22 protein-coding genes are annotated in these 26,000 nt (G+C 65.2%); 16 read left to right on the top strand and 6 right to left on the bottom strand.

Annotated features, from left to right (window positions below; translation table 11 throughout):
- Positions 1-26: 26 nt before the first annotated feature.
- Positions 27-458, bottom strand: a complete 432-nt coding sequence (locus tag BW991_RS04455) for a cupin domain-containing protein (RefSeq protein WP_084204955.1) — start codon at positions 456-458, stop codon at positions 27-29.
- A gap of 548 nt (positions 459-1,006) precedes the next feature.
- Here BW991_RS04455 and BW991_RS04450 point away from each other — a divergent pair.
- Entirely contained in the window at positions 1,007-1,441 is a 435-nt protein-coding gene (locus tag BW991_RS04450) for a CBS domain-containing protein (protein ID WP_076600873.1), read from the top strand.
- 229 nt (positions 1,442-1,670) lie between these two features.
- Here BW991_RS04450 and BW991_RS04445 read toward each other — a convergent pair whose 3' ends face one another.
- Together BW991_RS04445 and BW991_RS04440 are read right to left on the bottom strand one after the other, a co-directional pair.
- Complete coding sequence (locus BW991_RS04445) at positions 1,671-3,056, bottom strand: alanine/glycine:cation symporter family protein (RefSeq protein ID WP_076600872.1); 1,386 nt, start codon at positions 3,054-3,056, stop codon at positions 1,671-1,673.
- 40 nt (positions 3,057-3,096) lie between these two features.
- A complete protein-coding gene (locus BW991_RS04440; RefSeq protein ID WP_076600871.1) occupies positions 3,097-4,350 on the bottom strand; it encodes a D-amino acid dehydrogenase in 1,254 nt (417 codons plus the stop codon).
- Positions 4,351-4,632: 282 nt separating this feature from the next.
- Between BW991_RS04440 and BW991_RS04435 the strand changes: the two genes are divergently transcribed.
- On the top strand, positions 4,633-6,162 hold the full coding sequence (locus BW991_RS04435; protein WP_076600870.1) for a sigma-54-dependent transcriptional regulator: 1,530 nt from the start codon (positions 4,633-4,635) through the stop codon (positions 6,160-6,162).
- A gap of 72 nt (positions 6,163-6,234) precedes the next feature.
- Here BW991_RS04435 and BW991_RS04430 read toward each other — a convergent pair whose 3' ends face one another.
- Positions 6,235-7,188, bottom strand: a complete 954-nt coding sequence (locus BW991_RS04430) for a LysR family transcriptional regulator (protein ID WP_076600869.1) — start codon at positions 7,186-7,188, stop codon at positions 6,235-6,237.
- Positions 7,189-7,333: 145 nt separating this feature from the next.
- Between BW991_RS04430 and BW991_RS04425 the strand changes: the two genes are divergently transcribed.
- The 10 genes from BW991_RS04425 (at position 7,334) to BW991_RS04380 (ending at position 18,699) form a co-directional block, all read left to right on the top strand.
- Entirely contained in the window at positions 7,334-8,434 is a 1,101-nt protein-coding gene (locus tag BW991_RS04425; protein ID WP_076600868.1) for an alkene reductase, read from the top strand.
- Between the two features lie 298 nt (positions 8,435-8,732).
- Positions 8,733-9,464 carry a S1 family peptidase gene (locus tag BW991_RS04420; RefSeq protein ID WP_076600867.1) on the top strand — a complete coding sequence of 244 codons (732 nt, stop codon included), beginning with the start codon at positions 8,733-8,735 and terminating at the stop codon, positions 9,462-9,464.
- Between the two features lie 79 nt (positions 9,465-9,543).
- Complete coding sequence (locus BW991_RS04415) at positions 9,544-10,632, top strand: GGDEF domain-containing protein (protein ID WP_076600866.1); 1,089 nt, start codon at positions 9,544-9,546, stop codon at positions 10,630-10,632.
- Positions 10,633-10,817: 185 nt separating this feature from the next.
- Positions 10,818-11,309: a phasin family protein gene (locus BW991_RS04410; protein WP_076600865.1), complete on the top strand. Its 492-nt coding sequence runs from the start codon at positions 10,818-10,820 to the stop codon at positions 11,307-11,309.
- 388 nt (positions 11,310-11,697) lie between these two features.
- Complete coding sequence (locus BW991_RS04405; RefSeq protein ID WP_076600864.1) at positions 11,698-12,660, top strand: MBL fold metallo-hydrolase; 963 nt, start codon at positions 11,698-11,700, stop codon at positions 12,658-12,660.
- 298 nt (positions 12,661-12,958) lie between these two features.
- On the top strand, positions 12,959-14,626 hold the full coding sequence (locus tag BW991_RS04400; RefSeq protein WP_076600863.1) for an FAD-dependent oxidoreductase: 1,668 nt from the start codon (positions 12,959-12,961) through the stop codon (positions 14,624-14,626).
- Between the two features lie 11 nt (positions 14,627-14,637).
- Complete coding sequence (locus tag BW991_RS04395; protein ID WP_076600862.1) at positions 14,638-14,862, top strand: DUF2783 domain-containing protein; 225 nt, start codon at positions 14,638-14,640, stop codon at positions 14,860-14,862.
- A 105-nt stretch (positions 14,863-14,967) separates the two neighbouring features.
- Positions 14,968-15,513, top strand: coding sequence for a VOC family protein (locus BW991_RS04390; RefSeq protein ID WP_076600861.1), 546 nt, complete (start codon positions 14,968-14,970; stop codon positions 15,511-15,513).
- Positions 15,510-16,520, top strand: a complete 1,011-nt coding sequence (locus BW991_RS04385; protein ID WP_076600860.1) for a fumarylacetoacetate hydrolase family protein — start codon at positions 15,510-15,512, stop codon at positions 16,518-16,520. Before BW991_RS04390 ends, BW991_RS04385 begins: the two co-directional genes overlap by 4 nt.
- Positions 16,521-16,710: 190 nt before the next feature.
- Complete coding sequence (locus tag BW991_RS04380; protein ID WP_076600859.1) at positions 16,711-18,699, top strand: acetoacetate--CoA ligase; 1,989 nt, start codon at positions 16,711-16,713, stop codon at positions 18,697-18,699.
- Positions 18,700-18,740: 41 nt separating this feature from the next.
- Here BW991_RS04380 and BW991_RS04375 read toward each other — a convergent pair whose 3' ends face one another.
- Positions 18,741-19,742: a glucokinase gene (locus BW991_RS04375; RefSeq protein WP_076600858.1), complete on the bottom strand. Its 1,002-nt coding sequence runs from the start codon at positions 19,740-19,742 to the stop codon at positions 18,741-18,743.
- A 53-nt stretch (positions 19,743-19,795) separates the two neighbouring features.
- On the bottom strand, positions 19,796-21,256 hold the full coding sequence (zwf, locus tag BW991_RS04370) for a glucose-6-phosphate dehydrogenase (protein WP_076600857.1): 1,461 nt from the start codon (positions 21,254-21,256) through the stop codon (positions 19,796-19,798).
- A 383-nt stretch (positions 21,257-21,639) separates the two neighbouring features.
- Between zwf and BW991_RS04365 the strand changes: the two genes are divergently transcribed.
- The 4 genes from BW991_RS04365 (at position 21,640) to BW991_RS04350 (ending at position 25,973) form a co-directional block, all read left to right on the top strand.
- Positions 21,640-22,905, top strand: a complete 1,266-nt coding sequence (locus BW991_RS04365; RefSeq protein WP_088179570.1) for an ABC transporter substrate-binding protein — start codon at positions 21,640-21,642, stop codon at positions 22,903-22,905.
- A gap of 104 nt (positions 22,906-23,009) precedes the next feature.
- Positions 23,010-23,954: a carbohydrate ABC transporter permease gene (locus BW991_RS04360; protein WP_076600856.1), complete on the top strand. Its 945-nt coding sequence runs from the start codon at positions 23,010-23,012 to the stop codon at positions 23,952-23,954.
- Positions 23,947-24,825, top strand: coding sequence for a carbohydrate ABC transporter permease (locus BW991_RS04355; RefSeq protein WP_170879043.1), 879 nt, complete (start codon positions 23,947-23,949; stop codon positions 24,823-24,825). The genes BW991_RS04360 and BW991_RS04355 overlap by 8 nt, the downstream gene beginning before the upstream one ends.
- Positions 24,826-24,860: 35 nt before the next feature.
- Positions 24,861-25,973: an ABC transporter ATP-binding protein gene (locus BW991_RS04350; protein WP_076600854.1), complete on the top strand. Its 1,113-nt coding sequence runs from the start codon at positions 24,861-24,863 to the stop codon at positions 25,971-25,973.
- Positions 25,974-26,000 lie beyond the last annotated feature (27 nt).

Below are 26,000 nucleotides of genomic sequence, written 5' to 3'. Positions count from 1 at the left end.
ACGGTTCTTCAGGGCTTCCCTAAGGGCTATTTCTTCTTCGGAACGAGATCCACGACCCAGATCTCGGCGGCTTCGGTGGTGCTCGGATTCCGGAACCAGTGTGTCGTGTCGGCGTTTTCGTACCACGTGTCGCCGACGGCAAGCGTGCGCTTGGTTTCGCCCCGATATTCGATGAGGGTCCCCTTCGTGACGCGGACGATGCCCGGACGGCCCGCGTGCGGGTGGTTATGGATGGCGCCTCCCGGCTCGAGCCCGACGACGCGCGCGCGCAAATCGTAGTCGCCGACCGCGCCGGCCAGGTTGTGAGGGGCCAGATCGACCAGCCCGACGGCATCGGCCGCACCGGTCAGGCCGATGGGTTTCTCGGGTGGGGTATCGGCGGCACGGGCCGCTGCCGGTATCAACAAGGCACAAGTCAGCAACGGTGCAACAAACCGCCGGGAAATAGGGAACCTCATGGATGCCTCCGCTTTGTGGGTGTTTGTTCGTCGCGGCGTTACGGGCTGTGGGGTCTGTCCACGATAGACGCGATATGCATCGGCGCCAATTTTTATTGGTATGTCGCTAACCGTTGATCGCAGGAGACATCGATCCGGTGGGTGAGGTGATCAGCGCCACCACCTGTCGCAGCCGGTCGAGCTGTTTTCCTGGCACGCATCAGCCGCCGGATATCCGACCGAGCGCACTCATTTGGCGCCTGATGCCTCGTCGCATCCCGATACTGGTGCAGAGAGCAGCAACCCGAAAGTGCTGAGGTAACGCATGGCGCTGTTTTAATTGGGTTTTCTGGTCCGTGCTACAAAGGTCTGGAACTTGCATGATTTCTGCCGAGCGTCGATTGCCGCAAGGGCCGTTATCAGGTGCTCAAGGAACAACACCTTGCGGTCAGCGCTCGTTCGCGACGTCATTCGGCCTGGGCCGACACCCTGTTCATCGGGTTCGTGTTCCGGACCGGCTCGCAGGAAGGCCCGTTCGTCTTCATCCTTCGATCGAGAGGAGACATGCCATGCCCTACCGCCCCATTCACCAAGTCATTGGTCAACGCCCATTCCCCACGGTCTCACCAGGCAGCACGATTCGAAATTCGTCGATCATCATGCGGGAGATGAAATCCTCGGCAGTTCTGGTGGTGGGAAAGGGAAAGTTGCTCGGCATCCTGACCGAGCGGGACATCGTGTTCCGGGTCGTCGCCATGGGTCTCGATCCGGCGGCGACGTCGGTCGAGACCATCATGACGACGCAGGTGCAGACGATCCACGAGGACAAGCCTTTCGGCCACGCCTTGCATCTGATGTATGAAGGCGGGTTCCGCCACATGCCGGTCGTGGACGACAAGGGGACGCCGGTCGGGTTGCTCGCCGCCCATGACGCGCTCGACATGGATGGTCTGCAGCTGGAGCACGATCTGGTTCGTCGCGAGGAGATCGCGGTCATTCTCTGAAGCTTGGCATGCAGGGGCGCGGATCAAGTACGAGACGCGGCGGACCGATCGGGACAGGCATCCACAGTCAGCAGCTGCGCAAGATCCGGCGTCTGCGCTTCCATTGCTTTCAATTACGCGTGGCCGAAGGTCCTGCCCGCTTTCGTCATCGGGATTGCGCGGAGCGCGCGGCTTCGCCGCGTGGCGCCGATGACGAAAGGGGCGGGTTGGATAGCGTTGAACCTGGTCTTCAGCGAGACAACTCGCCGACGACCGCGCGGCCGACCGGAATACGACGCTCGGCGAAGTAGTCCTGCGTCAGCTTTGCGACGATCGGCGACAGAAGCAGCAGGGAGATCAGGTTCGGGATCGCCATGAAGGCATTCAGCGTGTCGGCGACCAGCCACACGAAGTCGAGCTGCGTCACGGCGCCGACCAGCACGAAGATCGTCCACAGCACGCGGTAGGGCTTTTCGACCGACGTGCCGACCAGGTACTCCCAGCACTTCTCGCCGTAATACGCCCAACCGAGGATGGTGGTGAAGGCGAAGATCGCCAGCGCGATGGCCAGGAACTGGCTGCCAAAGCCCGGGAACGCGGTGACGAAGGCGCTCGAACTCAGCGCCGCGCCCTTGAGGCCGCTGCTCCAGACGCCGGTCACGATCAGCACCAGGCCGGTCATGGTGCACACGATGATGGTATCGATGAAGGTGCCCATCATGCCCACCAGGCCGGACTCGACCGGATTCTTGGTCTGGCCGGCCGCCTGCGCGATGCCCGCGGTGCCGAGGCCGGCTTCGTTCGAGAAGATGCCGCGCGCCACGCCGTAACGCATCGCCATCATCACCGCAGCACCGGCGAAGCCGCCCGTTGCCGCCGCGGGGCTGAAGGCGCTCGAAAGGATCAGCGAAAAGGCCGCGGGAATCTGGTCGGCATAGATGCCGAGCACCGTCAGCGACGCGACGACATAACCGATGCACATGAACGGCACGAGTTTTTCCGCCACCGCGCCGATGCGCTTGACCCCACCGAGCAGAACGCCGCCGGTGATTACCGCCATCACGACACCGGACACCCACGGATCGATGCCGAAACCGGCTTCCAGGGCGCCGGCGATGCTGTTCGACTGGACCATGTTGCCGATGCCGAAGCCGGCGAGGCCGCCGAACAGCGCGAACGCCGCGCCGAGCCAGCGCCAGCGGCGGCCGAGCCCGTTCTTGATCGCGTACATCGGTCCGCCGATCTGCTCGCCGTGGTCGTCGGTTTCGCGGTAATGCACCGCAAGCAGCACTTCGGCATATTTGGTGGCCATGCCGACGAGCGCGGTCATCCACATCCAGAACATGGCGCCCGGCCCACCGACGGCAATGGCGGTGGCGACGCCGGCGATATTGCCGGTCCCGACCGTTGCCGCCAGCGCGGTCATCAGCGCGGCGTAGGGCGTGATTTCGCCGGGCGCGCCGGGCGCCGCCTTGCGTCCGCGCCAGACCATGACGAAGCCGGCGATGATCTTGGTCACCGGCATGAACTTGAGGCGCAACTGCAGGAACAGGCCGGTACCGAGGATCGCGATCAGCATCGGCGGGCCCCACACGAGGTCGTTGATCGCCGTGACGAACTGCGTAAGTGTTTCCATGGGTTGTCTCCGTTGTATGTGTTTAGAGGAACTGCGTGGATCAGGCGTAGCGGGCGACGCCGAGGTCGTCGATGTTGATTTCCGGGCTGCGGCCGCCGACCAGGTCGGCCATGACGCGGCCGGTGCCGGCGGCCATGGTCCAGCCGAGCGTTCCGTGGCCGGTACTGAGGTACAGGTTGGGGCAGGGCGTCTTGCCGATGATCGGCGTGCCGTCGGGCGTCATCGGCCGCAGCCCGGTCCAGAATTCGGCCTGGGCGATATCGCCGCCTTTGGGGAAGAGGTCGCCCACCACGAACTCCAGCGTGCGGCGACGGGGCGCGTCCAGCTGCAGGTCGAAGCCCGACAGTTGCGCCGTTCCGCCGACCCGGATGCGATCGCCCAGGCGCGTCACGGCGACCTTGTGGGTCTCGTCCATGATGGTGGATTCGGGCGCCATCGCGGCATCGCCGATCGGCACCGTGATCGAGTAGCCCTTGACCGGGTAGACCGGGATGTCGATGCCGATCGGCTTGAGCAACTGCGGCGAATAGCTGCCCAGCGCGAGGATGTACTTGTCCGCGGTGAGCAGGCCGGCATCGGTGCGCACGCCGGTGATGCGATCACCCGCGCGCTCGATGCCGCGAATATTCACGCCGAAGCGAAATTTCGCGCCGAGGGATTCGGCCATCGTGGCGAGGTTCCGGGTGAACTTGAAGCAGTCGCCGGTTTCGTCGCCCGGCAGGCGCAGCGCGCCGACGAACTTGTCCTTGACCAGCGCCAGCGCCGGCTCGTACTCGAGATAAGCGTTCCCTTCCAGCACCTGGAACGGCACGCCGTACTGCTTGAGGATCTCGACGTCCTTGCCGACCCCGTCGAGCTGCTTCTGCGTGCGGAACAGCTGCAGCGTGCCGTGGCTGCGCTCGTCGTAGCGTATTCCGGTGTCGGCGCGCAGTTCCTTGAGGCAATCGCGGCTGTACTCGGCGAGCCGTACCATGCGGCTCTTGTTCACGCGGTAGCGCGCCTCCGTGCAGTTGCGCAGCATCGACATGCCCCAGCGCCACATCGCGGGATCGAGCATCGGCTTGATGACCAGCGGGCTGTGATGCATCAGCATCCACTTGATCGCCTTCAGCGGCACGCCGGGGCCTGCCCACGGTGCCGAATAGCCGGGGGAGACTTCGCCGGCATTGGCGTAGCTGGTCTCCAGCGCCGGCCCCGGCTGCCGATCGACCACGCTGACCTCATGCCCGGCTCGGGCGAGGTAGTAGGCGATGGTGGTCCCGATGACACCACTGCCGAGTACGAGGACATGCATGCCACTTCTCCTTGATTTTTGTCCGTGGTCCTGCGCCGCGGAGGCGACGTGACCAGACTGGATTCAAGGCGGGTATAGCAACGCCTGTGCCACTACAGAAAGTACCAATAAAACAGATAGTTATTCTAATAAATGCAGCCCGTTCGGTTTTGTGTGTACGTGAATCAATACATGAAAGGTCGGCCGGTGCGCCGTAATTGATGGAATTGCATTTACGATCAATGGCTTGCACTTAATGTATTATTATCAATACACTGGAACGATATCGATACGGGAGGCCGCATGCGCATTGCCATCGACTTTGACGACCGTGTTGGCATTGCCCACGAAATCCTGGCCGAGCTCGCGCGGCGCTCGCTCAATGTCACGGCCGTCGAGGTCGATCCGCCGTACATCCACATCGAGGCACCGGCGCTGGAGCAAGCCGGACTCATCAAGTTGCGCAGCCAGTTGCTGCAGATTGCCGGCGTCCGCACCGTGGATGTCGTCGCCATGCTCCCCGGCGCGCAACGGCGTCTTTATCTGGAGGCCCTGCTGGCCTCGCAGGCCGACCCGGTATTTGCCGTCGATGCCAGCGGTCGCGTGATCATCGCCAACGGCGCCGCCGTCACGGCAAGCGGAATGTCGGAAGCCGATCTGCGGGCAAGCTCGATGCAGCAACTGATCGGCGATCCGGGACTGCTGGACGCGATGGTCGATGGGGGTTACCACCTGCCGGTACGCGAGATCGAGATCAACGGCGAACCCTATATGCTGGAGACCTTGCCCCTGCACGAAACGAGCGGACGCGTAGCGGGGGCCGTGATGACCCTGCACGCCCCCACGCGCATGGGCGAACGTCTGAGCGCGCTGCAGAATTACGACGCGGGTGGTTTCGAAGCCATCCTCGGCAATTCACCGGAAATCGATCTGCTCAAGCAGCGCGCGGCGCGCATGGCGCTCGTCGATGCGCCGCTGCTGATTACCGGCGAAACCGGCACGGGCAAGGAGCTTCTCGCGCACGCCTGCCATGCCGGCAGCACGCGCAGCGCCGAGCCCTTCTTTGCGCTGAACTGCGCCGCACTGCCCGAGAACCTTGCCGAGAGCGAGCTGTTCGGCTATTCGCCGGGCGCCTTCACCGGTGCGCTGCGCGGCGGCAAACCCGGCCTGCTCGAACTGGCGGACGGGGGCACGGTGTTTCTCGACGAGATCGGCGAGATGTCGCCCTACCTGCAGGCCAAGCTGCTGCGCTTTCTCAATGACGGCAGCTTCCGGCGGGTGGGCGGCGACCGTGAAGTCAAAGTGAATGTGCGCATCATCAGCGCCACCCACCGCGCGCTCGAAGACATGGTGGCCGGCGGTCATTTTCGCCAGGATCTGCTGTTTCGCCTGAATGTGCTGACGCTGCATATGCCGCCGCTGCGCGAGCGACCCGGCGACATCCTCCCGCTGGCCCAGTTCTTCCTCGCACGCGCCTGCGCGCAGGCGGCGCGTCCCCTGATGCGCCTGTCGTCGGCCGCGTGCGCCGCCTTGCTCGCGAGTCCCTGGCCCGGCAACGTAAGACAGCTTCAGAACGTGATCTTCCGCGCCGTGACGATGTCGGAACGGCTCGTGATCGGCGCAGACGAACTGGAACTTGCGCAAGCGGCAAACCCCGCCGGGCGAGACATGACGGGGGAAGTCACGACGCTTGAACAGGCTGTCGCCGACTTCGAGAAGAACCTGTTGCAGCGCCTGTATGGCGATTTTCCGTCCACCCGGCGACTGGCCAAGCGGCTCGGCGCCTCGCACTCGGCGATTGCCACCCGCCTGCGCCGCTACGGCATCTGCTGATGCGGCTGATGCAGACGGGCGAGAGCCGGACAATTCCGATTCGGAATCCGCACCCTTTCCGCGGCCGTGCCGTTATCGCTGCAATGCCCGGGTATCCGTCGTCTCCGCGTCGGCAGTCAGCATCTGCGCAATGTCCGGATCGCGGCTGAACGCTTCCGAAAAGTAATTCACGAAACTGTTCACCTTGAGCGACGGCCGCCGTGCCGGCTGGAAGACGACGTTCAGCGGCAGCGAAGGCGCGCGGTAGCGGGTGAGGATGGGTTTGACGCGCCCGGCGCGCAGGTCGTCGCCGAACACCCAGATCGGCGAGTAGCTGATGCCGAGCCCTTCGCAGACGGCCTGGCGGATGGCTTCGGAGCTGTTGGACTGGAAGTTGCCGTCGACGCGGACGACGTGGGATAGGCCGGCGGCGTCGCGGTAGGACCAGTCGTTGATGGTCGTGAGGCCGGTGTAGATGATGCAGTTGTGGCGGGGCAGGTCGTCGAGGTGTTGCGGTTCGCCGTGCCGCTCCAGGTAGGCGGGCGAGGCGAGTGTCGCGCGGTGGGCGGAGCCGATGCGACGGGCGACGAGGCGGCTGTCCTTGAGTTCGCCGACGCGGAAGGCGACGTCGATGCCGGCGGCGACCAGATCGACGAAGCCGTCGTCGAGCTGCAAATGGACCTTGATCTTCGGATGGCGCGCATAGAAGGCCGCCAGGCGGGGCACGATGTGCAGGCGCCCGAAGGCGACCGGGGCGGCGACGCGCAGGACGCCGGAGATCTCGTGCTCCGCGCGGTGCACCTCGAGCTGCGCTTCCTCCAGCGTGTCGAGCACCTGCCGGCAGCGCTCGTAGTAGAGCTGGCCTGCCTCGGTAAGCGAGTGGCTGCGCGAGGAACGCACGAGGAGGGGCGCGCCGATGAGCTTTTCGAGGGCCTGCACCTGCTTGCTGACGGCCGACTGCGTGGTGTGCGCTTCGCGCGCGACGGCCGAGAAATTGCCGGTTTCGACGACGCGGACGAAGGTTTCCATCAGGCGCATGCGATCCATCGTGGTCCCCGTTATATTCCTGTGTGGAATAGATGCTATCACCGATGCGGGCTACTCCATCGGGGCAGGCATGGACATAATCGCCCCAAGTCGATCAGGTGACTGATCCCATTCCCGATTGCGATTCACGAAGGAAGCCCGACCCATGAACACTACCCGCAAGCTCTTCCAGCCCACCCGCATCGGCGACATCGAGGTCGCCAACCGCGTCGTGATGGCGCCGCTGACGCGCAGCCGCGCCGATGAGGCGGCCGGCGACATTCCCGGCAGCACGATGAACGTCGAGTACTACCGCCAGCGCAGCAATGCGGGCCTCATCATCAGCGAAGGCACCCAGGTGTCGCCGCTGGGCAAGGGCTACATGGCGACGCCGGGCATCTATTCGGATGCCCAGGTCGAGGGCTGGAAGGCGATCACGCAGGCGGTGCATGCGGCCGGCTCGAAGATCGTCGCGCAGATCTGGCATGTCGGTCGCATCACGCACCCGGACCTCACGGGCGGCGCCCAGCCGGTTGCCCCGTCGGCGGTGAAGCCCAAGGTCGTGGCCTATACGCACAACGGCAAGGTCGAGGTGCCGGAGCCGCGTGCATTGAGCGTCGAGGAGATCGCCGAGGTCGTACAGGAGTTCCGGCGTGCCGCCGCGAACGCGATCCGTGCGGGCTTCGACGGGGTAGAGATCCACGGCGCCAACGGCTATCTGGTCGACCAGTTCCTGCGCGATGGCGCGAACCGGCGCACCGACCAGTACGGCGGTTCGGTGGAGAACCGCGTCCGCTTCGCGCTCGAAGTGATCGACGGGGTGATCGCAGAGATCGGCGCGGGCCGCGTCGGTATCCGCCTGTCGCCGGTCACCCCCGCGAACGACCTGTCGGACAGCAACCCGCAGGCGGTTTTCGGCCATCTCGTCGAGGAGCTGAACAAGCGCGGCATCGCGTTCATCCATTTCGTGGAAGGCGCCACCGGCGGTCCGCGCGACGTACCCGGCTTCGACTTCGCCTGGGCGCGCCGGACGTTCAAGGGCACCTACATCGCCAACAACGGCTACGACGGTGCGATGGCGGTCGAGGCCGTGGAATCGGGCCGGGCCGATGCGGTGGCGTTCGGCCGGCTGTTCATCGCGAATCCGGACCTGGTGCCGCGCCTGAAGCGCAATGCGCCGCTCAACGCGCCGAACCCCAAGACCTTCTACGCGCCCGGACCGGAAGGCTATATCGACTACCCGGCGCTGGAGGCGGCTGCGGCGTAGCATCAGTCGCAGCACGAATCCGGCAAGGTTGCCGACGCATGGCGGGAAGACGCAGCACTTCCCGCCATGAACCGTTCGATTGCAGCCGGATTCCCCCGCATTCATGCCGCTGCCGGGGAAACTCGGCGCCCCTGCGGGCCGCACGGTGGTAATCTGCCCGTAGCCTCTGCGGGAATAGCACAACGCGGCACGCACGGCTCGGGTCGTTCGCACCTTCCCCATGCGCGCGAGTGTGAGGACTATCCATTGTCACGGCCGGATTCCGCCCGGTCGCGCATCCCATCACGGTGCGCTGCGAATGATCGAAACCCTTCTCCTGACGACTGTGCGCATCGTCACCTTCGATCGCCAGCGGCAATTGACCAATGCCAGCGGCTTCTTCTTCGGGCAGGATCAGCGCCTCTTCCTCGTCACGAGCCGGCATGTGCTGTTCGACAAGCCCACCGAGCACTTCCCGGACCGGATCGAACTTGAACTGCACAACAACCCGGACAACCTCGCGGAATCGACGGGTTTTTCGATACCCCTTTATCGCGATGGCCAGAGCCTGTGGCGCCAGGGCTTCGATGCGGCCGGCGGCATCGACGTGGCGGTCCTCGAGATCGATCGCGCGGCGCTCCCCGCGCGGACCGTTTATCGTGCCTTCACGCCGGCGCATCTGCCGGGTCGGCTCGATCACATTGAAATCGGCACCTCGCTGCTGGTCGTAGGCTTTCCGCTCGGCTTCCACGACACCTTGCACCACATGCCGGTGGTGCGTCATGCGGTTATCGCGTCGTCGTTCGGATTGCGTTTCCAGGGGGAGGGCTATTTCCTCACCGACGCGCGCACCCACCGCGGCACCAGCGGCGCGCCCGTGGTCATGCGAGCGGCCAATCCGCCGCCCAGCTATGGCGACCTGCCGTGGATGCTGCTCGGCGTGCATTCGGCGCGGCTCGATGTCGGCACGCGCGATCTCCAGCTGGACGAGGCGCTGGGGCTGAACTGCGCCTGGTACCCGGATATTCTGCTAACGTTGGTCGAGTCCTGACTGGTTGCAGGCCCAGGCGGATTGTCCCGCCGGTTCTTGTCGCGCCACGTCACAGGGCAATCACTGAGGGAGGACTGCGATGGCACAGGGAACGGCGGAAAGTTCCGTGGTGCTGCGACGCCTGCTTGCCCTTGCGCGTGATTTTTTGCAGGCTTCCGACCTGGGGGGGATCCTCGCACTGGCGGGGCGGGCCATCCCGGACCTTCTCCATTCGGACGGGAGCCTTTTGGTCGTGCATGACGGCGAGCGTGAGTTCGTCTCGGAGTTCGGCCGTCACCATCGGCCCATGCCGACGCCGGAAGCGTCGGCGTTGCTGCACCATGCACGACGCGCCATGGCCGACCGGACCCCGATCCTGCTGCCCGCGATTGCACCGGATTCGGGCATGCGTGAGGACGAACTCACGGCGCTGGGCATTGCGAGCCTGATTGCATATCCGTTTCCGCCGGTCCGGCCGGTGGGGGCACTGGTGTCGGTGTGGTATCGGCAGGGGTACCGGAAGGAGCTCGCGCGATTGATTCCGACCCTGCGGCTGCTCGGCGAGATCACTGGCGCAGCACTCGGCAATGTCAGCTTCCGGAAGTCGCTCGAAGACCGGATCGTCACAAAGGCGAGCGAGATTGAAGAGGCCGCCCGACTTCACGCGGTCGAGTTGCTCAGGCGGGACTCCGTGGAAGAGGAAATCCACAGGATCTCGGTCACCGACATGATGACCGGCCTCCTGAACCGGCGGGGTTTCTTCCTGCACGCCGAGCGCAGTTTCAAGCTTGCCCGCCGCCTGCAGGTGCCAAGTGTCCTCGTTTTCATCGATATCGACGGCTTGAAGGCGATCAATGACGCATATGGGCACGATGTCGGCGACGACCTCATCGTCGATATGGCGCACATCCTGCAGCAGTGTTTTCGCGACGCCGACGTGATTGCCCGTATCGGTGGCGACGAGTTTGCCGTGTTCACGATCGACACGTCGCAGCCGGACGTGCTCCTGGCCCGGATGCAGCAAAGCCTCGCAGAGTATGCGCTGCGACCGGACTGTCCCTACCGGATCTCGTTCAGCACCGGAATCGTGCAGTGTGATCCGGGGTCGGAACAGAGCCTCTCCGACTACCTTCTTCAGGCAGATCAATTGATGTATGACCAGAAGCGGAAGCGCCTTTCCGACAGCTGAAGTTTCCGCGGCTCCTCGCAAGCGTTACAAAGTAACGGTGGACTCGTGGTCGTGAGAGGCCATACTCGGTTTACTCCCGACTCCGCCGCGGGCATTTGCCGATGAGCGGCACACCCCATGCGACAGGATCAATGGCAAGCCATATGTCAGGGGTTCCTGTTGCATGAAGATTTGCGAAAGGAATCATGATGACAACCAAACCCCACACCAGCATTGAGCGATCCTTCACGAACACCGTAGATGCCTTCATGGCATTGTCCGGCGTCTATCTGGATTGCACCGAGCGTCTGACTCAAAGCACCCTTGCCGTTTCTCGCGAAGCGTTGAAGGAGTGTGTTGCGGCGACGAAAGCCGCAGCGACCGGAAAGCCAGCCGCCGACCCGGCAGCCTTGCCAATGGCGTTAGGGCAGTCGCTGTTCGAGAAGACGCTCGCCTACGCCAAGGATAGCTACGAGGCGGTATCGACCGCACAGGTCGAGTCTGCGCGTGTGCTCGGAAGCCAGCTTGCCGTCCCCGCGGTGGCGTTCCCGATGTCGGAGGACTGGAAGGGGGCGTTCAACCTCTTCGAGCGCACCTTGCGGGACCTTTCCGCAACCGCAGCGGGATCGTTCGCCGAAACCGGTGACTCCTGGGCAGCGTCCGTTGCGAAGAGCCGTCAACAGAACAAGGCTGCGTAAGCCAGACCTCGCACGCGCACGATCCGAACGCGGGTCGTGCCGCCTTCGAGGTCGCGAACCGGCCCCGACATGCTGCTCTATACCTCCCCTCATGCGGACGCGCACGTCGTCGTGCGTGGTCCGCCGCGGTGAGGCTCGTGACTGCATGCAGCGCCAGCGTCTGCAGCCAGTCGGCGAGAGGCGCTCGATCTTCTTTTTCCCAGGTTGCCCTATGCCGCCGATCACTCGGAGAGAGTGATCGGCGTTCGCACGTTCACGGTCGGGCAGTGAGATCTCGAGGCGGCCGCATCTGGTCTTGAAATTCGCAAATAGCGAATCGGTTGCGTATAGACGAATTTATGTCTAGGATTCATATCGTGCATCCATACCAACAGAGACCCCCAAGACCATGACCACCAAGAAATTCGCCTCGCAGGCCGACCTCGAAGAAAAGAAGATCAGCTGGGACAAGCTTTCCGAAAACGCCTACGCCTATACGGCCGAAGGCGACCCGAACACCGGCGTGATCATCGGCGACGACGGCGTGATGATCATCGACGCCACCGCCACGCCCGTCGCGGCACAGGGCGTGATCGCCAAGGTGCGCGAGATCACCGACAAGCCGATCAAATACGTGGTGCTGACGCACTACCACGCGGTGCGTGTGCTGGGCGCCTCGGGTTACAAGGGCGAAGGGCTCGAGCAGATCATCGCCAGCCGCGACACCTGGGACCTCATCGTCGAGCGCGGCCAGCAGGACATGGATTCCGAGATCGGCCGCTTCCCGCGCCTGTTTCAAGCGGTGGAGAGCGTGCCGGGCCTGACCTGGCCGACGATCACCTTCGAAGGCGAGATGACGCTGTGGATGGGCAAGCTCGAAGTGAAGATCAAGCAGATCGGCCGCGGCCACACCAAGGGTGACACCATCGTCTACCTGCCGTCGCAGAACATCTGCTTCTCGGGCGACCTCGTCGAGGCGGACGCGGCCTGCTACACCGGCGACGCCTACCTTGCCGACTGGCCGCAGACCCTCGACAACCTCGCCGCGATGCAATTCGACAAGCTGGTCCCGGGCCGTGGCCCGGCGCTGATCGGCCGCGAGGCGGTCGACTCGGGCCTCGCCTATACCCGCGACTTCGTGTCGACGCTGTACCGCAGCGCGCAGGAGGCGGTGGGGCTGGGCATGGACCTGAAGGCGACGATGGCGCACACGCGCAAGAACATGGACCCGAAGTTCGGGCAGGTCTTCATCTACGAGCACTGCCTGCCCTTCGACGTGACGCGCGCGCACGACGAGGCGAGCGGCATCCGCGACCCGCGCATCTGGACCGCCGAGCGCGACCGGCAGATGTGGCACTCGCTGCAGGAGTGATCCTGCCGGAGCCGTCGCCGGGATGGGTTAAGCAGACGTCGCAGAAACCGTCCCCCTCCTGACCGGGAGTCTCGGCTTCGCCTCGCCGCTCCGCAGGCGGCGAGCAGTGCTCGCCGAAACCCCTGTTCCGCCCCCTTGAAGGGGGAGGGACACGGTGCCCGAGCGCACGGTTCCGAATCATTTTTTCAGGGGCTGAACAATCAGCCGAACAGCGTCGCCCCCGCGTGGGTGGCGAACTCCGGGATCATGCACGCCAAGAGGCAGGCCCGGAGACGTGAAACAAACGGAGGAGACACCCGTGCTGAGCACGTTCCAATACCCGAAGTTCGATTACGTCCGCCCGCCGGAGATCGCCGAAGGGCGTGACGGGCACTGTCCCGTGGTGATTGTCGGTGCCGGCCCGGTCGGCCTGAGTGCCGCGATCGACCTCGCGCAGCAGGGGCTGCGCGTGCTGCTCCTCGACAACGACGACACCGTGTCCATAGGCTCGCGCGGCGTGTGCTACGCCAAGCGCACCCTCGAAGTGCTCGACCGCCTGGGCTGCGCGGAAGAAATGGTGCAGAAGGGCGTGTCGTGGAACGTCGGCCGCACCTTCTTCCGCGAGGAGGAAGTGTTCAACTTCAACCTGTGCCCGGAGCCGGACCATCACCGCCCGGGCATGATCAACCTGCAGCAGTATTACCTCGAAGACGACCTGATCAAGCGTGCGCGTCTGCTGCCGAACCTCGAGATCCGCTTCAGGAACAACGTGATCGGAGTGACCCCTGACGCGGAGCAGGCGACCTTGCGTGTCGAGACGCCGGACGGCGCCTACACGCTGTCCGCCGACTGGCTGATCGTCGCCGACGGTGCGCGCAGTCCGATCCGCACGATGCTGGGCCTCGACATCGACGGCAAGATCTTCATGGACCGCTTCCTGATCGCCGATGTCGTGATGAAGGCGGACTTCCCGACCGAGCGCTGGTTCTGGTTCGACCCGCCTTTCCATCGCAACCAGTCGGTGTTGCTGCATCGCCAGGCCGACAACGTCTTCCGCATCGACTTCCAGCTCGGCTGGAACGCCGATCCGGAGGAAGAGAAGAAGCCCGAGAACGTGATCCCGCGCATCAAGGCGATGCTTGGCGATGATCGGGAATTCGAGCTCGAGTGGGTCAGCGTCTACACTTTCCAGTGTCGCCGCATGAACCGTTTCAATCACGGCCGCGTGCTCTTTGTCGGCGATGCGGCGCATCAGGTCTCGCCCTTCGGCGCGCGGGGCGCCAACTCCGGCATCCAGGACACCGACAACCTGGTGTGGAAGCTGAAGCTGGTGATGGACGGCAAGGCGCCGGCGACGCTGCTCGACACCTACTCGGACGAGCGCTGCTACGCCGCCGACGAGAACATCATGAACTCGACGCGCTCCACCGACTTCATCACGCCGAAAAGTGCCGTCAGCAAGACCTTCCGCAACGCGGTGCTGGGCCTCGCCGAGCAGTTCCCGTTCGCCCGCGCATTGGTCAATTCCGGCCGCCTGTCGGTGCCGAGCTTCCTTGCCGATTCGCGCCTGAACACAGCCGATTCGGACGTGTTCGCCGGCAACATGATTCCCGGTGCGCCGATGGACGACGCGCCGATCGCGACGGCCGACGGCACGCAATGGCTGCTCGGCGCGGTCGGCAACCGCTTCCAGTTGCTGCACTACGTCCCGGACGCGGGCGCGCTGGATGCGGCGAGCGCGCAGGCGCTGCGCGGCCTGATCGACGCGCCGATTGCGGTCGAGGCGATCGTCGTCGCCGAACGCGGCACCGCGCCCGCCGGCCTGACGACCCTGATCGACGCGAAGGGCCGGGTGCGCGAGCGCTACGACCTGCGCGAAGGCACGAGTTACCTCGTCCGCCCCGACCAGCACGTCGCCGCGCGCTGGCGCGCGCTCGACCTCGCCCAGGTGCGTGCCGCCGTGGCGCGCGCCACCTGCAACGCCTGATGGAGACCGCCATGGCCCTCAACACGCAACCGAACCTGCACGAACCCGGCAAGCGCCACTTCCGCGCGTTTTCGCCCGGCGACGACTTCTACGAAGCGCTGATCGAGACGCACCGCGAGCTGACGGACGAGCAGAGCGCGATGGTCAATGCCCGCCTGATCCTGCTGCTCGCGAACCACATCGGCGACATCTCGGTGCTGCGCGAAGCGATGCAGATCGCGCGCGAAGGCGCCTGATAACGAATACGGAGACAAAAGTGAAACAACCCCCACGCTCACTTCATTCGCTGCCCCCCGAGGGGGCGCAGGCCTCCCTTGGGGCGGCCCGGCAGGAGGCCTGACATGCTGATCCAGAAAATCCACCACGTAGCCTACCGCTGCCACGACGCACTCGAAACCGCGCGCTGGTACGAGAAGCACCTCGGCATGAAGCTGATCCTGTCGATCGCCGAGGACGCCGTGCCCTCCACCGGCGAAGCCGACCCCTACATGCACATCTTCCTCGACGCGGGCATGGGCAACGTGCTCGCCTTCTTCGAGCTGCCGACCCGCCCGAAGATGGGCCGCGATGAAAACACCCCGGTGTGGACGCAGCACCTCGCGCTGCAGGTCGAGTCTGTTGACGTGCTGATGGCGGCCAAGGCGCGCCTCGAATCCGAGGGTATCGACGTGATCGGGCCGACCGACCACGCGCTGTTCCAGTCGATCTACTTCTTCGATCCGAACGGCCATCGCCTGGAGCTCGCCGCCAACACCGCGTCGCCGAAGATGCTCGAGGCGCTCGATGACGTAAAGTGGGTGATGCTCGAAGAGTGGGCGCAGACCAAGAAGGCGCCGAAGCACGCGGCATGGATGCACGACGGCAGCTACAAGGAGATGTTCAAGTGAAACTCGCGACCCTCAAGCAAGGCGGCCGCGACGGCACGCTCGTCGTCGTCAGCCGCGACCTGACCCGCTGCCGCGCCGTGCCGGCGATCGCCCGCACGCTGCAGGCCGCGCTCGACAACTGGTCCGACTGCGAGACGCAGCTGCACCAGGTGTACGAGGCGCTCAACAGCGGCGCCGTCGATTCGCAGCCCTTTGATGAATCCGCCTGCCACTCGCCGCTGCCGCGCGCCTACCAGTGGGCGGACGGTTCGGCCTACCTCAATCACGTCGAGCTCGTGCGCAAGGCGCGCAATTCCGAAGTGCCCGAGAGCTTCTACACCGACCCGCTGATGTACCAGGGCGGGTCGGACAGCTTCATCGGCCCGCGCGACAAGGTCGTCGCCGACGAGAGCTGGGGCATCGACTTCGAGGCCGAGGTCACCGTCGTGACCGGCGACGTGCCGATGGGGGCGACGCCCGAACAGGCCGCGAAGGCGATCCGCCTCGTGATGCTGGTGAACGACGTCAGCCTGCGCGGCCTGATCCCGAACGAACTGGCGAAGGGCTTCGGCTTCTTCCAGTCCAAGCCCGCGTCGGCGTTCTCGCCGGTCGCCGTGACGCCCGACGAGTTGGGCGACGCGTGGCGCGACGCCAAGGTGCACCTGCCGCTCGTCGTGCACCTCAACGACCGGCTCTTCGGCAAGCCGAACGCGGGCGTCGACGCGACTTTCAACTTCGGCCAGCTCGTCGCGCACGTCGCGAAGACGCGCGAGCTCGAAGCGGGGTCGATCATCGGTTCCGGCACGGTGTCGAACAAGGCCGGCGACCTGTGGGGCTCGTCGATCGAGCACGGCGGCGTCGGCTACTGCTGCCTCGCCGAGGTGCGTACCTGGGAGACCATCGAGCAGGGCAAGCCCGCAACGCCCTTCATGCGCGACGGCGACACCGTGCGCATCGAGATGTTCGACGCCGATGGCCGCAGCATCTTCGGCCGCATCGAGAATACCGTCGCGGCGCTCGCCGGCTGAACGGCGCAGGGGCAACATGCTCGCGGGAGCGGCTCAAGCCGCGCCCACATATACACCCCCCGGTAGGTCGTGCGACGACCGCTGCTCGCCGCGCTACGCGTGATGCCCAAGGGATAGAATGGGACAACCTGAACAGGGCCGGGCCAATCCCTCCGCCCGGGGCCCCGGCCGAGACGACATGGAGTTCCCTATGACCGACAACATCCCTGTTTCGCTCTGGACGCCCTCCGCCGATCGCATCGCCGCCGCGAACGTCACGGCCTTCCGCCTCGCGGCCGAGAGGCGCTGGGGCGTGTCGTTGCCCGATTACGATGCCCTCTACGACTGGTCGATCGCCGCGCCCGAACAGTTCTGGGTCAGCGTCTGGGAGGGCGGCGAAACCGGTGGAGGCGTGATCGGTCAGCGCGGCGAGCGCGTACTGGTCGACGGCGAGCGCATGCCCGGCGCGAAGTGGTTCCCCGACGCGCGCCTCAATTTCGCACAGAACCTGCTCCGCTCGCGCGATGCGAAGGATGCGCTCGTCTTCTGGGGCGAGGACCGCGTGCAGAACCGCATGACCCACGGCGAGCTGTATCGCGCCGTCGCGCACTTCGTCGCCGCGCTGCGCGAGATGGGCGTGCAGAAGGGCGACCGCGTTGCGGCCTACATGCCGAACATGCCCGAGACGGTGATCGCGATGCTCGCCGCGGCGAGCATCGGCGCGGTGTTCACGTCCGCGTCGCCGGACTTCGGCGTGCAGGGCGTGGTCGACCGCTTCGGCCAGACGGCGCCCAAGGTGCTGGTTGCCTGCGACGGCTATTTCTACGGCGGCAAGACCATCGACGTGCTCGGCAAGCTGGGCGACATCGTGCGCCAGTTGCCATCGGTGAAGCATGTGGTCGTCGTGCCCTATGTCCACGCCGAGCACGATCTGAAGGATATTCCGCACGCGCACATGTGGGCGGAGTTCATCGCGCCGTTCCATTTTGTCGACGACATCGCCTTCGAGCAGCTTCCCTTCGATCATCCGCTTTACATCATGTACTCGTCGGGCACGACGGGCGTGCCGAAGTGCATCGTGCATTGCGCGGGCGGGACACTGCTGCAGCACCTGAAGGAGCATCGCCTGCACGCCGACGTGAAGCCGGGCGACCGCCTGTTCTACTTCACCACATGCGGCTGGATGATGTGGAACTGGCTCGTGTCGGGTCTGGCCGCGGGCGCGACGCTGCTGCTTTATGACGGCTCGCCGTTCGCGTCCGACAACCAGATCCTCTTCGACTACGCCGACGCCGAGCACATGACGCATTTCGGCACCTCGGCGAAGTTCATCGACGCTGCCGCGAAGTTCGGCCTGAAACCGCGCGAGACGCACAGCCTCGCGACGGTGCGCGCGATGATGAGCACCGGCAGTCCGTTGGTGCCCGAAGGCTTCGACTACGTCTATCGCGACATCAAGGCCGACCTGCAGCTGTCGTCGATCTCGGGTGGCACCGACATCATCTCGTGCTTCGTGCTCGGCTCGCCGGTGCTGCCGGTGTGGCGCGGCGAGATCCAGTGCCGCGGGCTTGGCATGGCGGTGGACGTGTGGGACGACGCGGGGCGGCCATTGCGCGGGGAGAAAGGGGAACTCGTGTGCACGAAGCCTTTTCCGGTGATGCCGATCGGCTTCTGGGGCGACGCGGACGGGGCCAAGTACCACGCCGCCTACTTCGACCGTTTTCCGAACGTCTGGTGTCACGGCGACTTCTGCGAGATCACCGAACACGGCGGGCTGGTCATTCACGGCCGTTCGGACGCGACGCTGAACCCCGGCGGGGTGCGCATCGGCACCGCCGAGATCTACCGTCAGGTCGAGCGCCTTGAAGAGGTCGTCGAGTCGCTCGTGATCGGCCAGGACTGGCCGCCGCAGAACCCGAACGACGTGCGCGTGGTGCTGTTCGTGAAGCTGCGCGAGGGTTTGACCCTCGACGACACGCTCGTCGCGCGCATCAAACAGACGATCCGCGACAACACCACGCCGCGCCACGTGCCGGCAAAGGTGCTGCAGGTTGCGGACATTCCGCGCACCAAGAGCGGCAAGATCGTCGAACTCGCAGTGCGCAACGTCGTGCATGGCCGGCCGGTGAAGAACCTGGAGGCGCTGGCGAATCCGGAGGCGCTGGCCTTCTTCCGCGACCGGAGCGAGTTGGCAGAGTAGGCGGTTGGTGGCGGGATTTCATCCCGCCCATGCGGTCTCGTCTAGCTGCCGTGGCGAAGGGCGTCCGCAACGGCCGCGCGTTCGAGCGCACGTGCCGCACCGAGCAGCCCCGGGTAGGGCGAATGGATCACGTAGGTCGGGATCTGCGCGAGATAGTCGCTGAAGCGCCCCTTCTGTTCGAAGCGCTGGCGGAAGCGCGAGCGCGCGAAGTAAGCCCCGAGCTTCGGCACGATGCCGCCGCCGATGTAGATTCCGCCGCGTGCGCCGAGCGTCAGCGCGAGGTCCGCGGCGACGGTGCCGAGCAGCGCGCAGAACGTGTCGACCGTGCTCGCACACAGCGGTGAGCCGCCGTCGAGCGCACGCTGGCTGATCTCGGCTGCGCCGAGCGTTGGCACGGCCTGTCCTGCGACGGCGGCCTCGGCTTCGTACAGCGCGACGAGGCCCGGTCCGGAGAGCACGCGTTCGGCGGAAACGTGCGGATGCCGCTCTGCGAGCCAGGCAATGATCGCGGCCTCGTGCGCGTCGGAAGCCGCGAGCGTCACGTGGCCGCCTTCGCCTTCGAGCGGCACGTAATCCCGGCCGCAGGGCACGAGCCCCGACACGCCGAGTCCCGTGCCGGCGCCGAGCAGCCCGATGGCGCGTCCGGCGAGCGGCGCGCCATCGCCGATCTGTTCGAGTTCGCCCGCGGGCAGCGCCGGCAGCGAGAGCGCCAGCGCCGTGAAGTCGTTGATGACCTGCAGGTGGGCAAGATCGAGCCGGGCCTGCAGCTCGCGGATCGAGAACGCCCAGTGGTGGTTCGTCATCTTCACGAAATCGCCGTCGATCGGGTTCGCGATGCCGAAGGCGCACCAGCGCGGGCGCGGCAGTCCGGTGCTCGCGAGGTAGTGTTCGATCGCCTCGGCCGGGCCGGGGAAATCCGCGCACGGCAGCGTGCGCATCGCCTCGATCTCCAGTCCCGGCGCGCGGATCAGCGCGAAACGCGCGTTGGTGCCGCCAATGTCGCCGACCAGGCGGGGATAAGTGTCGTGGGGGGCGGAAAGCATCGGGTGTTCCTTGATTCGATTCGTTGCAGGTATGGCAGGCGTGAGCCCGTGGCTCAGATCTCCTCGTGCCAGCACAGGCCGTCGCGCGACGGCAGCGCGCTCGACGCGGACGGCCCCCAGGTGCCGGCGGTGTAAGGCTTGGGCCGCTCGCCGGACTGCTCCCAGCCTTCAATAATCGGCTCGACCCAGCGCCAGGCGGCTTCCTGTTCGTCGCGGCGCACGAAGAGCGTCAGGTTGCCGCGCATCACGTCCATGAGCAGGCGTTCGTACGCTTCGAGGCGGCGGCTGCGGAAGGCTTCGGCGAAGTCGAGGTTCAGGCGCACGGGGTGCAGCTGCATGACGTCGCCGGGCTGCTTGGCGAGCAGGTGCAGATCCACGGTTTCCTCCGGCTGCATGCGGATCACCATGCGGTTGGCGTGGATCGGCGAGGACGGCACGCCGAAGATCGAGTGCGGCACCGAGCGGAAGTTGATGACGATCTCGGCGACCTTCTCCTGCATGCGCTTGCCGGTGCGCAGGAAGAAGGGCACGCCGGCCCAGCGCCAGGTGTTGATCTTGGCTTTCAGCGCGACGAAGGTTTCGGTGTGGCTGTCGCGCGCGATCCCGGGCTCTTCGAGATAGCCGGGCACCGGCTGTCCGCTGCTCGCTCCGGCGCGGTACTGGCCGCGCACGCTGCGGGTCGCGACGTCGGCGGTGGTGAAAGGGCGCAGCGCGCGCAGGATCTTGAGCTTCTCGTCGCGCACGGCGTCGGGGTTGATCGAGGCGGGCGGTTCCATCGCGACGATGCACAGCAACTGCAGCAGGTGGTTCTGCACCATGTCGCGCATCGCGCCGACACGGTCGTAGAAGTCGCCACGCGACTCGACCCCGACCTGCTCGGCGACGGTGATCTGAACGTCGCGCACCCATTCACGCCGCCACAGCGGTTCGAACAGCGCGTTGCCGAAGCGCAGCGCCAGCAGGTTCTGCACCGGCTCCTTACCGAGGTAGTGGTCGATGCGGTAGATCTGCTCCTCGCCGAAATGTCGGCCGACTTCGTCGTTGATCTGGCGCGACGAGGCGAGATCGTGTCCGAGCGGCTTTTCCAGCACGACGCGGCTGTCGGGTGCGACGAGCCTGGCGGTTTCGAGGTGGCGGCAGATCGCCGAGAACAGGCTCGGCGCGGTCGACAGGTAGAAGACGCGTTGTCCTTCGGGACGCTGGCCGAGGCGCTCGGCGAGCGTCCCGAAGCTGTCGGCCTGCAGCGCATCGACCTGTGCATAGGCAAGGCGGTCGGCGAAGGTCTGCCAGTCGTCGGCGCGGAAGTCGCGGCCGAGGAAGCGCTGCGCCTGTTCGCGCGAGAACGCGCGATAGCCGTCGTCGTCGAGGCTGTCGCGCGCGACACCGATGATGCGGGCCTCGGGCGTGAGCAGGGCGTCGCAGTGCAGGTGGTACAGCGCCGGCAACAGCTTGCGCATCGCCAGGTCGCCGGTGCCGCCGAAGATGACCAGATCGAGGGGGCGGGGTGTAGCCATGAAGACCTCTTCGCAATGTGCGCTGGAAAGGCGCTTGATGGTTCATATTGTAGTCAAACTACAAAAAACGCAAGTACGAGTTAGGTCCATGTAACGGGTTTTTTGCCCGTGTGCGAAATGTTGCGAATGCGCCGCGACTGGTTTGTAATGAGCGCAGATAGATAATTTAATTGGGATTTAATTGATGCTGCACTGCCGCATCCGAGCGGGTTTTGAAAATGTAACTGTTATCCAGCTACAAAAATGTTTGCGTTCCATGAAGTAGTGCAACTACACTTCGATTCAGCTTCAGCCGACATCCGCTGCCGGTGCCGAGCGCACTTGCGGCGGGCGGATCAAATAAATCGCGCCTCTGGAAGGCGGGAATAGGAAGGAGACAACACATGAAGATTCGTACCAGGATCGTCCACAGCTGCCTGATCGTTGCCTTCGGGGTGGGCATGACCGCCGCGACGGGCGCCCAGGCCGCCGAACTCGAAGTGCTGCACTGGTGGACGGCGGGAGGCGAGGCCAAGTCGGCGGCCGAGCTGAAGAAGATGCTCGAATCGAAAGGCCACAAGTGGAAGGACTTCGCGGTCGCCGGCGGCGGCGGCGAAAACGCGATGACGGTGTTGAAGTCGCGTGTCGTGTCGGGCAACCCGCCGGCGGCCGCCCAGATCAAGGGACCAAGCATCGGGGAGTGGGGCGCGGAGGGGGTGCTGAGCAATCTCGACGAGGTCGCGAAGGCAGGCGGCTGGGACGGATTGCTCCCGCCGGTCGTCTCCAAGGTGATGAAGCACGGCGGGCACTACGTCGCGGTGCCGGTGAACGTGCATCGCGTGAACTGGATGTGGGCGAATCCGGAAGTCTTCAAGAAAGCGGGCGTCGAGATCCCCAGGACCTGGGACGAATTCCCCGCCGCGACCGAGAAGATCCAGAAGGCGGGCTTCGTGCCAGTCGCGCACGGCGGCCAGCCGTGGCAGGACTTCACGGTGTTCGAGTCGATTGCCTTGGGTGTCGGCGGCGCCGACTTCTACCGCAAGGCGCTCGTGGAGCTGGATCAGCCGACGTTGAAGGGCCCGACGATGGAGAAGGTGTTCACGACCTTCGCGACCGTGCGCAAGTACGTCGACAAGGATTCGGCCAACCGCGTCTGGAACCAGGCCACCGGCATGATCATCAACGGCAAGGCGGCGATGCAGTTCATGGGGGACTGGGCGAAGGGCGAGTTCACCAGCGCCGGCAAGGTGCCGGGCAAGGACTACGTGTGCGTCGCCGCACCGGGTACTGCCGAGGCCTTCACCTTCAACATCGACAGCCTCGTCATGTTCGAGCAGTCCTCGGGCGACGTGCGCAAGGGCCAGCAGGACCTCGCCAATGCGGTCATGAGCCCCGCCTTCCAGGAGGTGTTCAACCTCAACAAGGGCTCGATCCCGGCGCGCATGAACATGAACCTCGACAAGTTCGACGACTGCGCGAAGCTGTCGGCGCGCGACTTCGAGGCGGCCTCCAAGCGTGGCTCGCTGGTGCCGAGCATCGCCCACCAGATGGCCGTGTCGGCCGCGACGGCGGGCGCGATGCAGGACGTCGTCACGCAGTTCTTCAACACCCCGGCGATGAAGCCGAAGGAAGCCGCCGACAAGCTCGCCCGCGCGGCGCTGACGAAGTAAGCATCCTCACCGGATACTGAAACTGCCGGCGGCGCCCGCGAGGATGCCGCCGGGGCTTCGCCGCCAAAGGGAGTCTCTGAGGCGGCGGGACCGAGGAGAAGGGAATGGATCTGACTGCTCAAAGAATGACTGCGGCGCCCGAGTCCGGCGCGGGCACGGAGGCGAAACCGCGCCTCGGCGACCGCATCGACGCATGGCTGCCGAAAATCGTGCTGGCGCCGACTTTCGTCTGCGCGCTGGTCTTCATCTACGGCTACATCCTGTGGACGGCGGTGCTCTCTCTGACGCCGTCGCGGATGCTGCCGAAATACGAGTTCGCGGGACTCGCGCAATTCGAGGCGCTGTTCGCGAACGAACGCTGGTGGCTGGCGCTGAAGAACCTGGCGCTGTTCGGCGGCACCTTCGTGCTGGTGTGCCTCGCCGTCGGGCTGCTGCTGGCGATCCTGCTCGACCAGAAGATCCGCGGCGAAGGCCTCATCCGCTCGATCTACCTGTATCCGATGGCGCTGTCCTTCATCGTCACCGGCACCGCGTGGAAATGGATCCTCAACCCCGAGTTGGGGATCGAGCGCCTGCTGCACGACGGGGGTTTCGAGAATGCGCGATTCGACTGGCTGATCGATCCCGAGATGGCGATCTACACCGTCGTCGTCGCCGCGGTGTGGCAGTCGTCGGGCTTCGTGATGGCGCTCTTCCTCGCGGGGCTGCGCGGCATCGACGACTCGATCATCAAGGCGGCGCAGGTCGATGGCGCCTCGATGCCGACGATCTACCGCCGCATCATCATCCCGAGCCTGCGGCCGGTGTTCTTCTCGAGCTTCATGATCCTGACGCACATCGCGGTGAAGAGCTTCGACCTCGTGATGGCGCTGACGAACGGCGGCCCGGGCTTCTCGTCCGACGTGCCGGCGACCTTCATGTACTCCTTCGCCTTCACCCGCAACCAGATCGGCCTCGGCGCCGCCAGCGCGATGATGATGCTGATGATCGTGGTCGCGGTGATCGTGCCCTTCATGTACTCGGAACTCCGGAGGCCGCGCCATGGCTGAGATGACTTCGACCCGCAATACGGGCCAACTCGTCGGTCGCACGATCGTCTACGGCCTGCTGGTGCTGGTCTGCTTCTACTACCTGATGCCGCTCTTCGTGATGGTCACGACCTCGCTGAAGAGCCTCGACGAGATCCGCGCCGGCAACCTGCTGTCGCTGCCGCAGGACCCGAACCTCGACGCCTGGGGCAAGGCCTGGTCCTCCGCGTGCACCGGCGTGCAGTGCGAGGGCCTCGCCGGCTTCTTCTGGAACTCGGTGTCCTTCGTCGTGCCGGCGGTGCTGATGTCGACCCTGATCGGCGCGGTGAACGGCTACGTGCTGACGATGTGGCGCTTCCGCGGCAGCGATCTCTTGTTCGGCCTGCTGATGATCGGCTGCTTCATCCCGTTCCAGGTCGTGTTGCTGCCGATGGCGCGCACCCTCGGGGCGATGGGCATCGCCAACTCGACCACCGGCCTCGTGTTCGTGCATGTGGTGTACGGCCTCGCCTTCACGACGCTGTTCTTCCGCAACTACTACGTCACGATCCCCGACGAGCTGGTGAAGGCGGCGAAGATCGACGGCGCGGGCTTCTGGCTGATCTTCCGCCGCATCATCCTGCCGCTGTCCGCGCCGATCATCGTCGTCAGCATCATCTGGCAATTCACCCAGGTGTGGAACGACTTCCTGTTCGGGGTGGTGTTCTCGTCGGGCGATCGCCAGCCGATCACCGTCGCGCTGAACAACCTCGTGAATACCTCGACCGGGGTCAAGGAATACAACGTCGACATGGCCGCCGCGATCATCGCCGCGCTGCCGACCCTCTTCGTGTACGTCGTCGCCGGCAAGTACTTCGTGCGCGGTCTCACGGCCGGTGCGGTGAAGGGCTGAAGGCCCTGGAAATCAACATAAAGGAGCGAGACAAAATGGGCGCTTTATCCATCCGCGACGTGCGCAAGTCCTACCAGGGCACCGAAATCCTCAAGGGCATCAACCTCGAGATCGAGAAGGGCGAGTTCCTGATCCTCGTGGGCCCCTCCGGCTGCGGCAAATCGACGCTGCTGTCGATGATCGCCGGCCTCGACACCGTGAGCTCGGGCGAGATCCGCATCGGCGACCGCGTCGTCAACAACCTGAGCCCCAAGGACCGGGACATCGCGATGGTGTTCCAGTCCTACGCGCTGTACCCGAGCATGACGGTGCGCGAGAACATCTCCTTCGGGCTGGAGATCCGCAAGGTCGGCAAGGCCGAGCAGCAGAAGATCGTCGAACGCGTCGCGCAGACGCTGCAGATCGGGCACCTGCTGGACCGCAAGCCTTCGCAGCTCTCCGGCGGGCAGCGTCAGCGCGTCGCAATGGGGCGCGCGATCGCCCGCGATCCGTCGCTGTTCCTGTTCGACGAGCCGCTGTCGAACCTCGATGCGAAGCTGCGTGTCGAGATGCGCGTCGAGATCAAGCAGCTGCACCAGCGCATGGGCACCACGATCGTCTATGTCACCCACGACCAGATCGAGGCGATGACGCTCGGCGACAAGATCGCCGTGATGAAGGCGGGCGAAGTGCAGCAGTTCGGCACGCCGCAGCAGATCTACGACAACCCGGCGAACCTCTTCGTCGCGGGCTTCATGGGCTCGCCGTCGATGAACTTCATCCCGGCGCGCGTCGAGCCGATGGGCGGCGGCCACGGCGTGCGGCTGGAGAGCGGGGCGAACAGCTACGTCTTCCCGGCGGTGTCGGCGAACGGCAAGCTGAAAGCGTGGGAAGGCAAGGAGGTCGTGTTCGGCATCCGCCCGGAGCAGATCACGCACAAGGTTGAATCGAGCCTGGGCGCCGAGTACATCCAGACCGCGTCGATGCCGATCAGCCTGACCGAACCGACCGGGCCGGACACGCTGGTGCTGGTGCCGGTGAACGGCCGCGAGGTGACCTGCCGGGTGCATCCCGCGCATGCGCGTGCGCCGGGCGAGAAGATGGATTTGATGTTCGACCTGTCGAAGGCGGTGTTCTTCGATCCCGCGTCGGAGCTGCGGATCGCGTGACATGGCACGGATCGTGGGGCGGATGAG

Origin of the sequence: Aromatoleum tolulyticum (assembly GCF_900156155.1) — a bacterium.
Taxonomy (GTDB): Bacteria; Pseudomonadota; Gammaproteobacteria; order Burkholderiales; family Rhodocyclaceae; genus Aromatoleum; species Aromatoleum tolulyticum.
The sequence above is the reverse complement of the archived record's forward strand: the minus strand, read 5'-3'. Positions and strand labels throughout refer to the sequence as shown.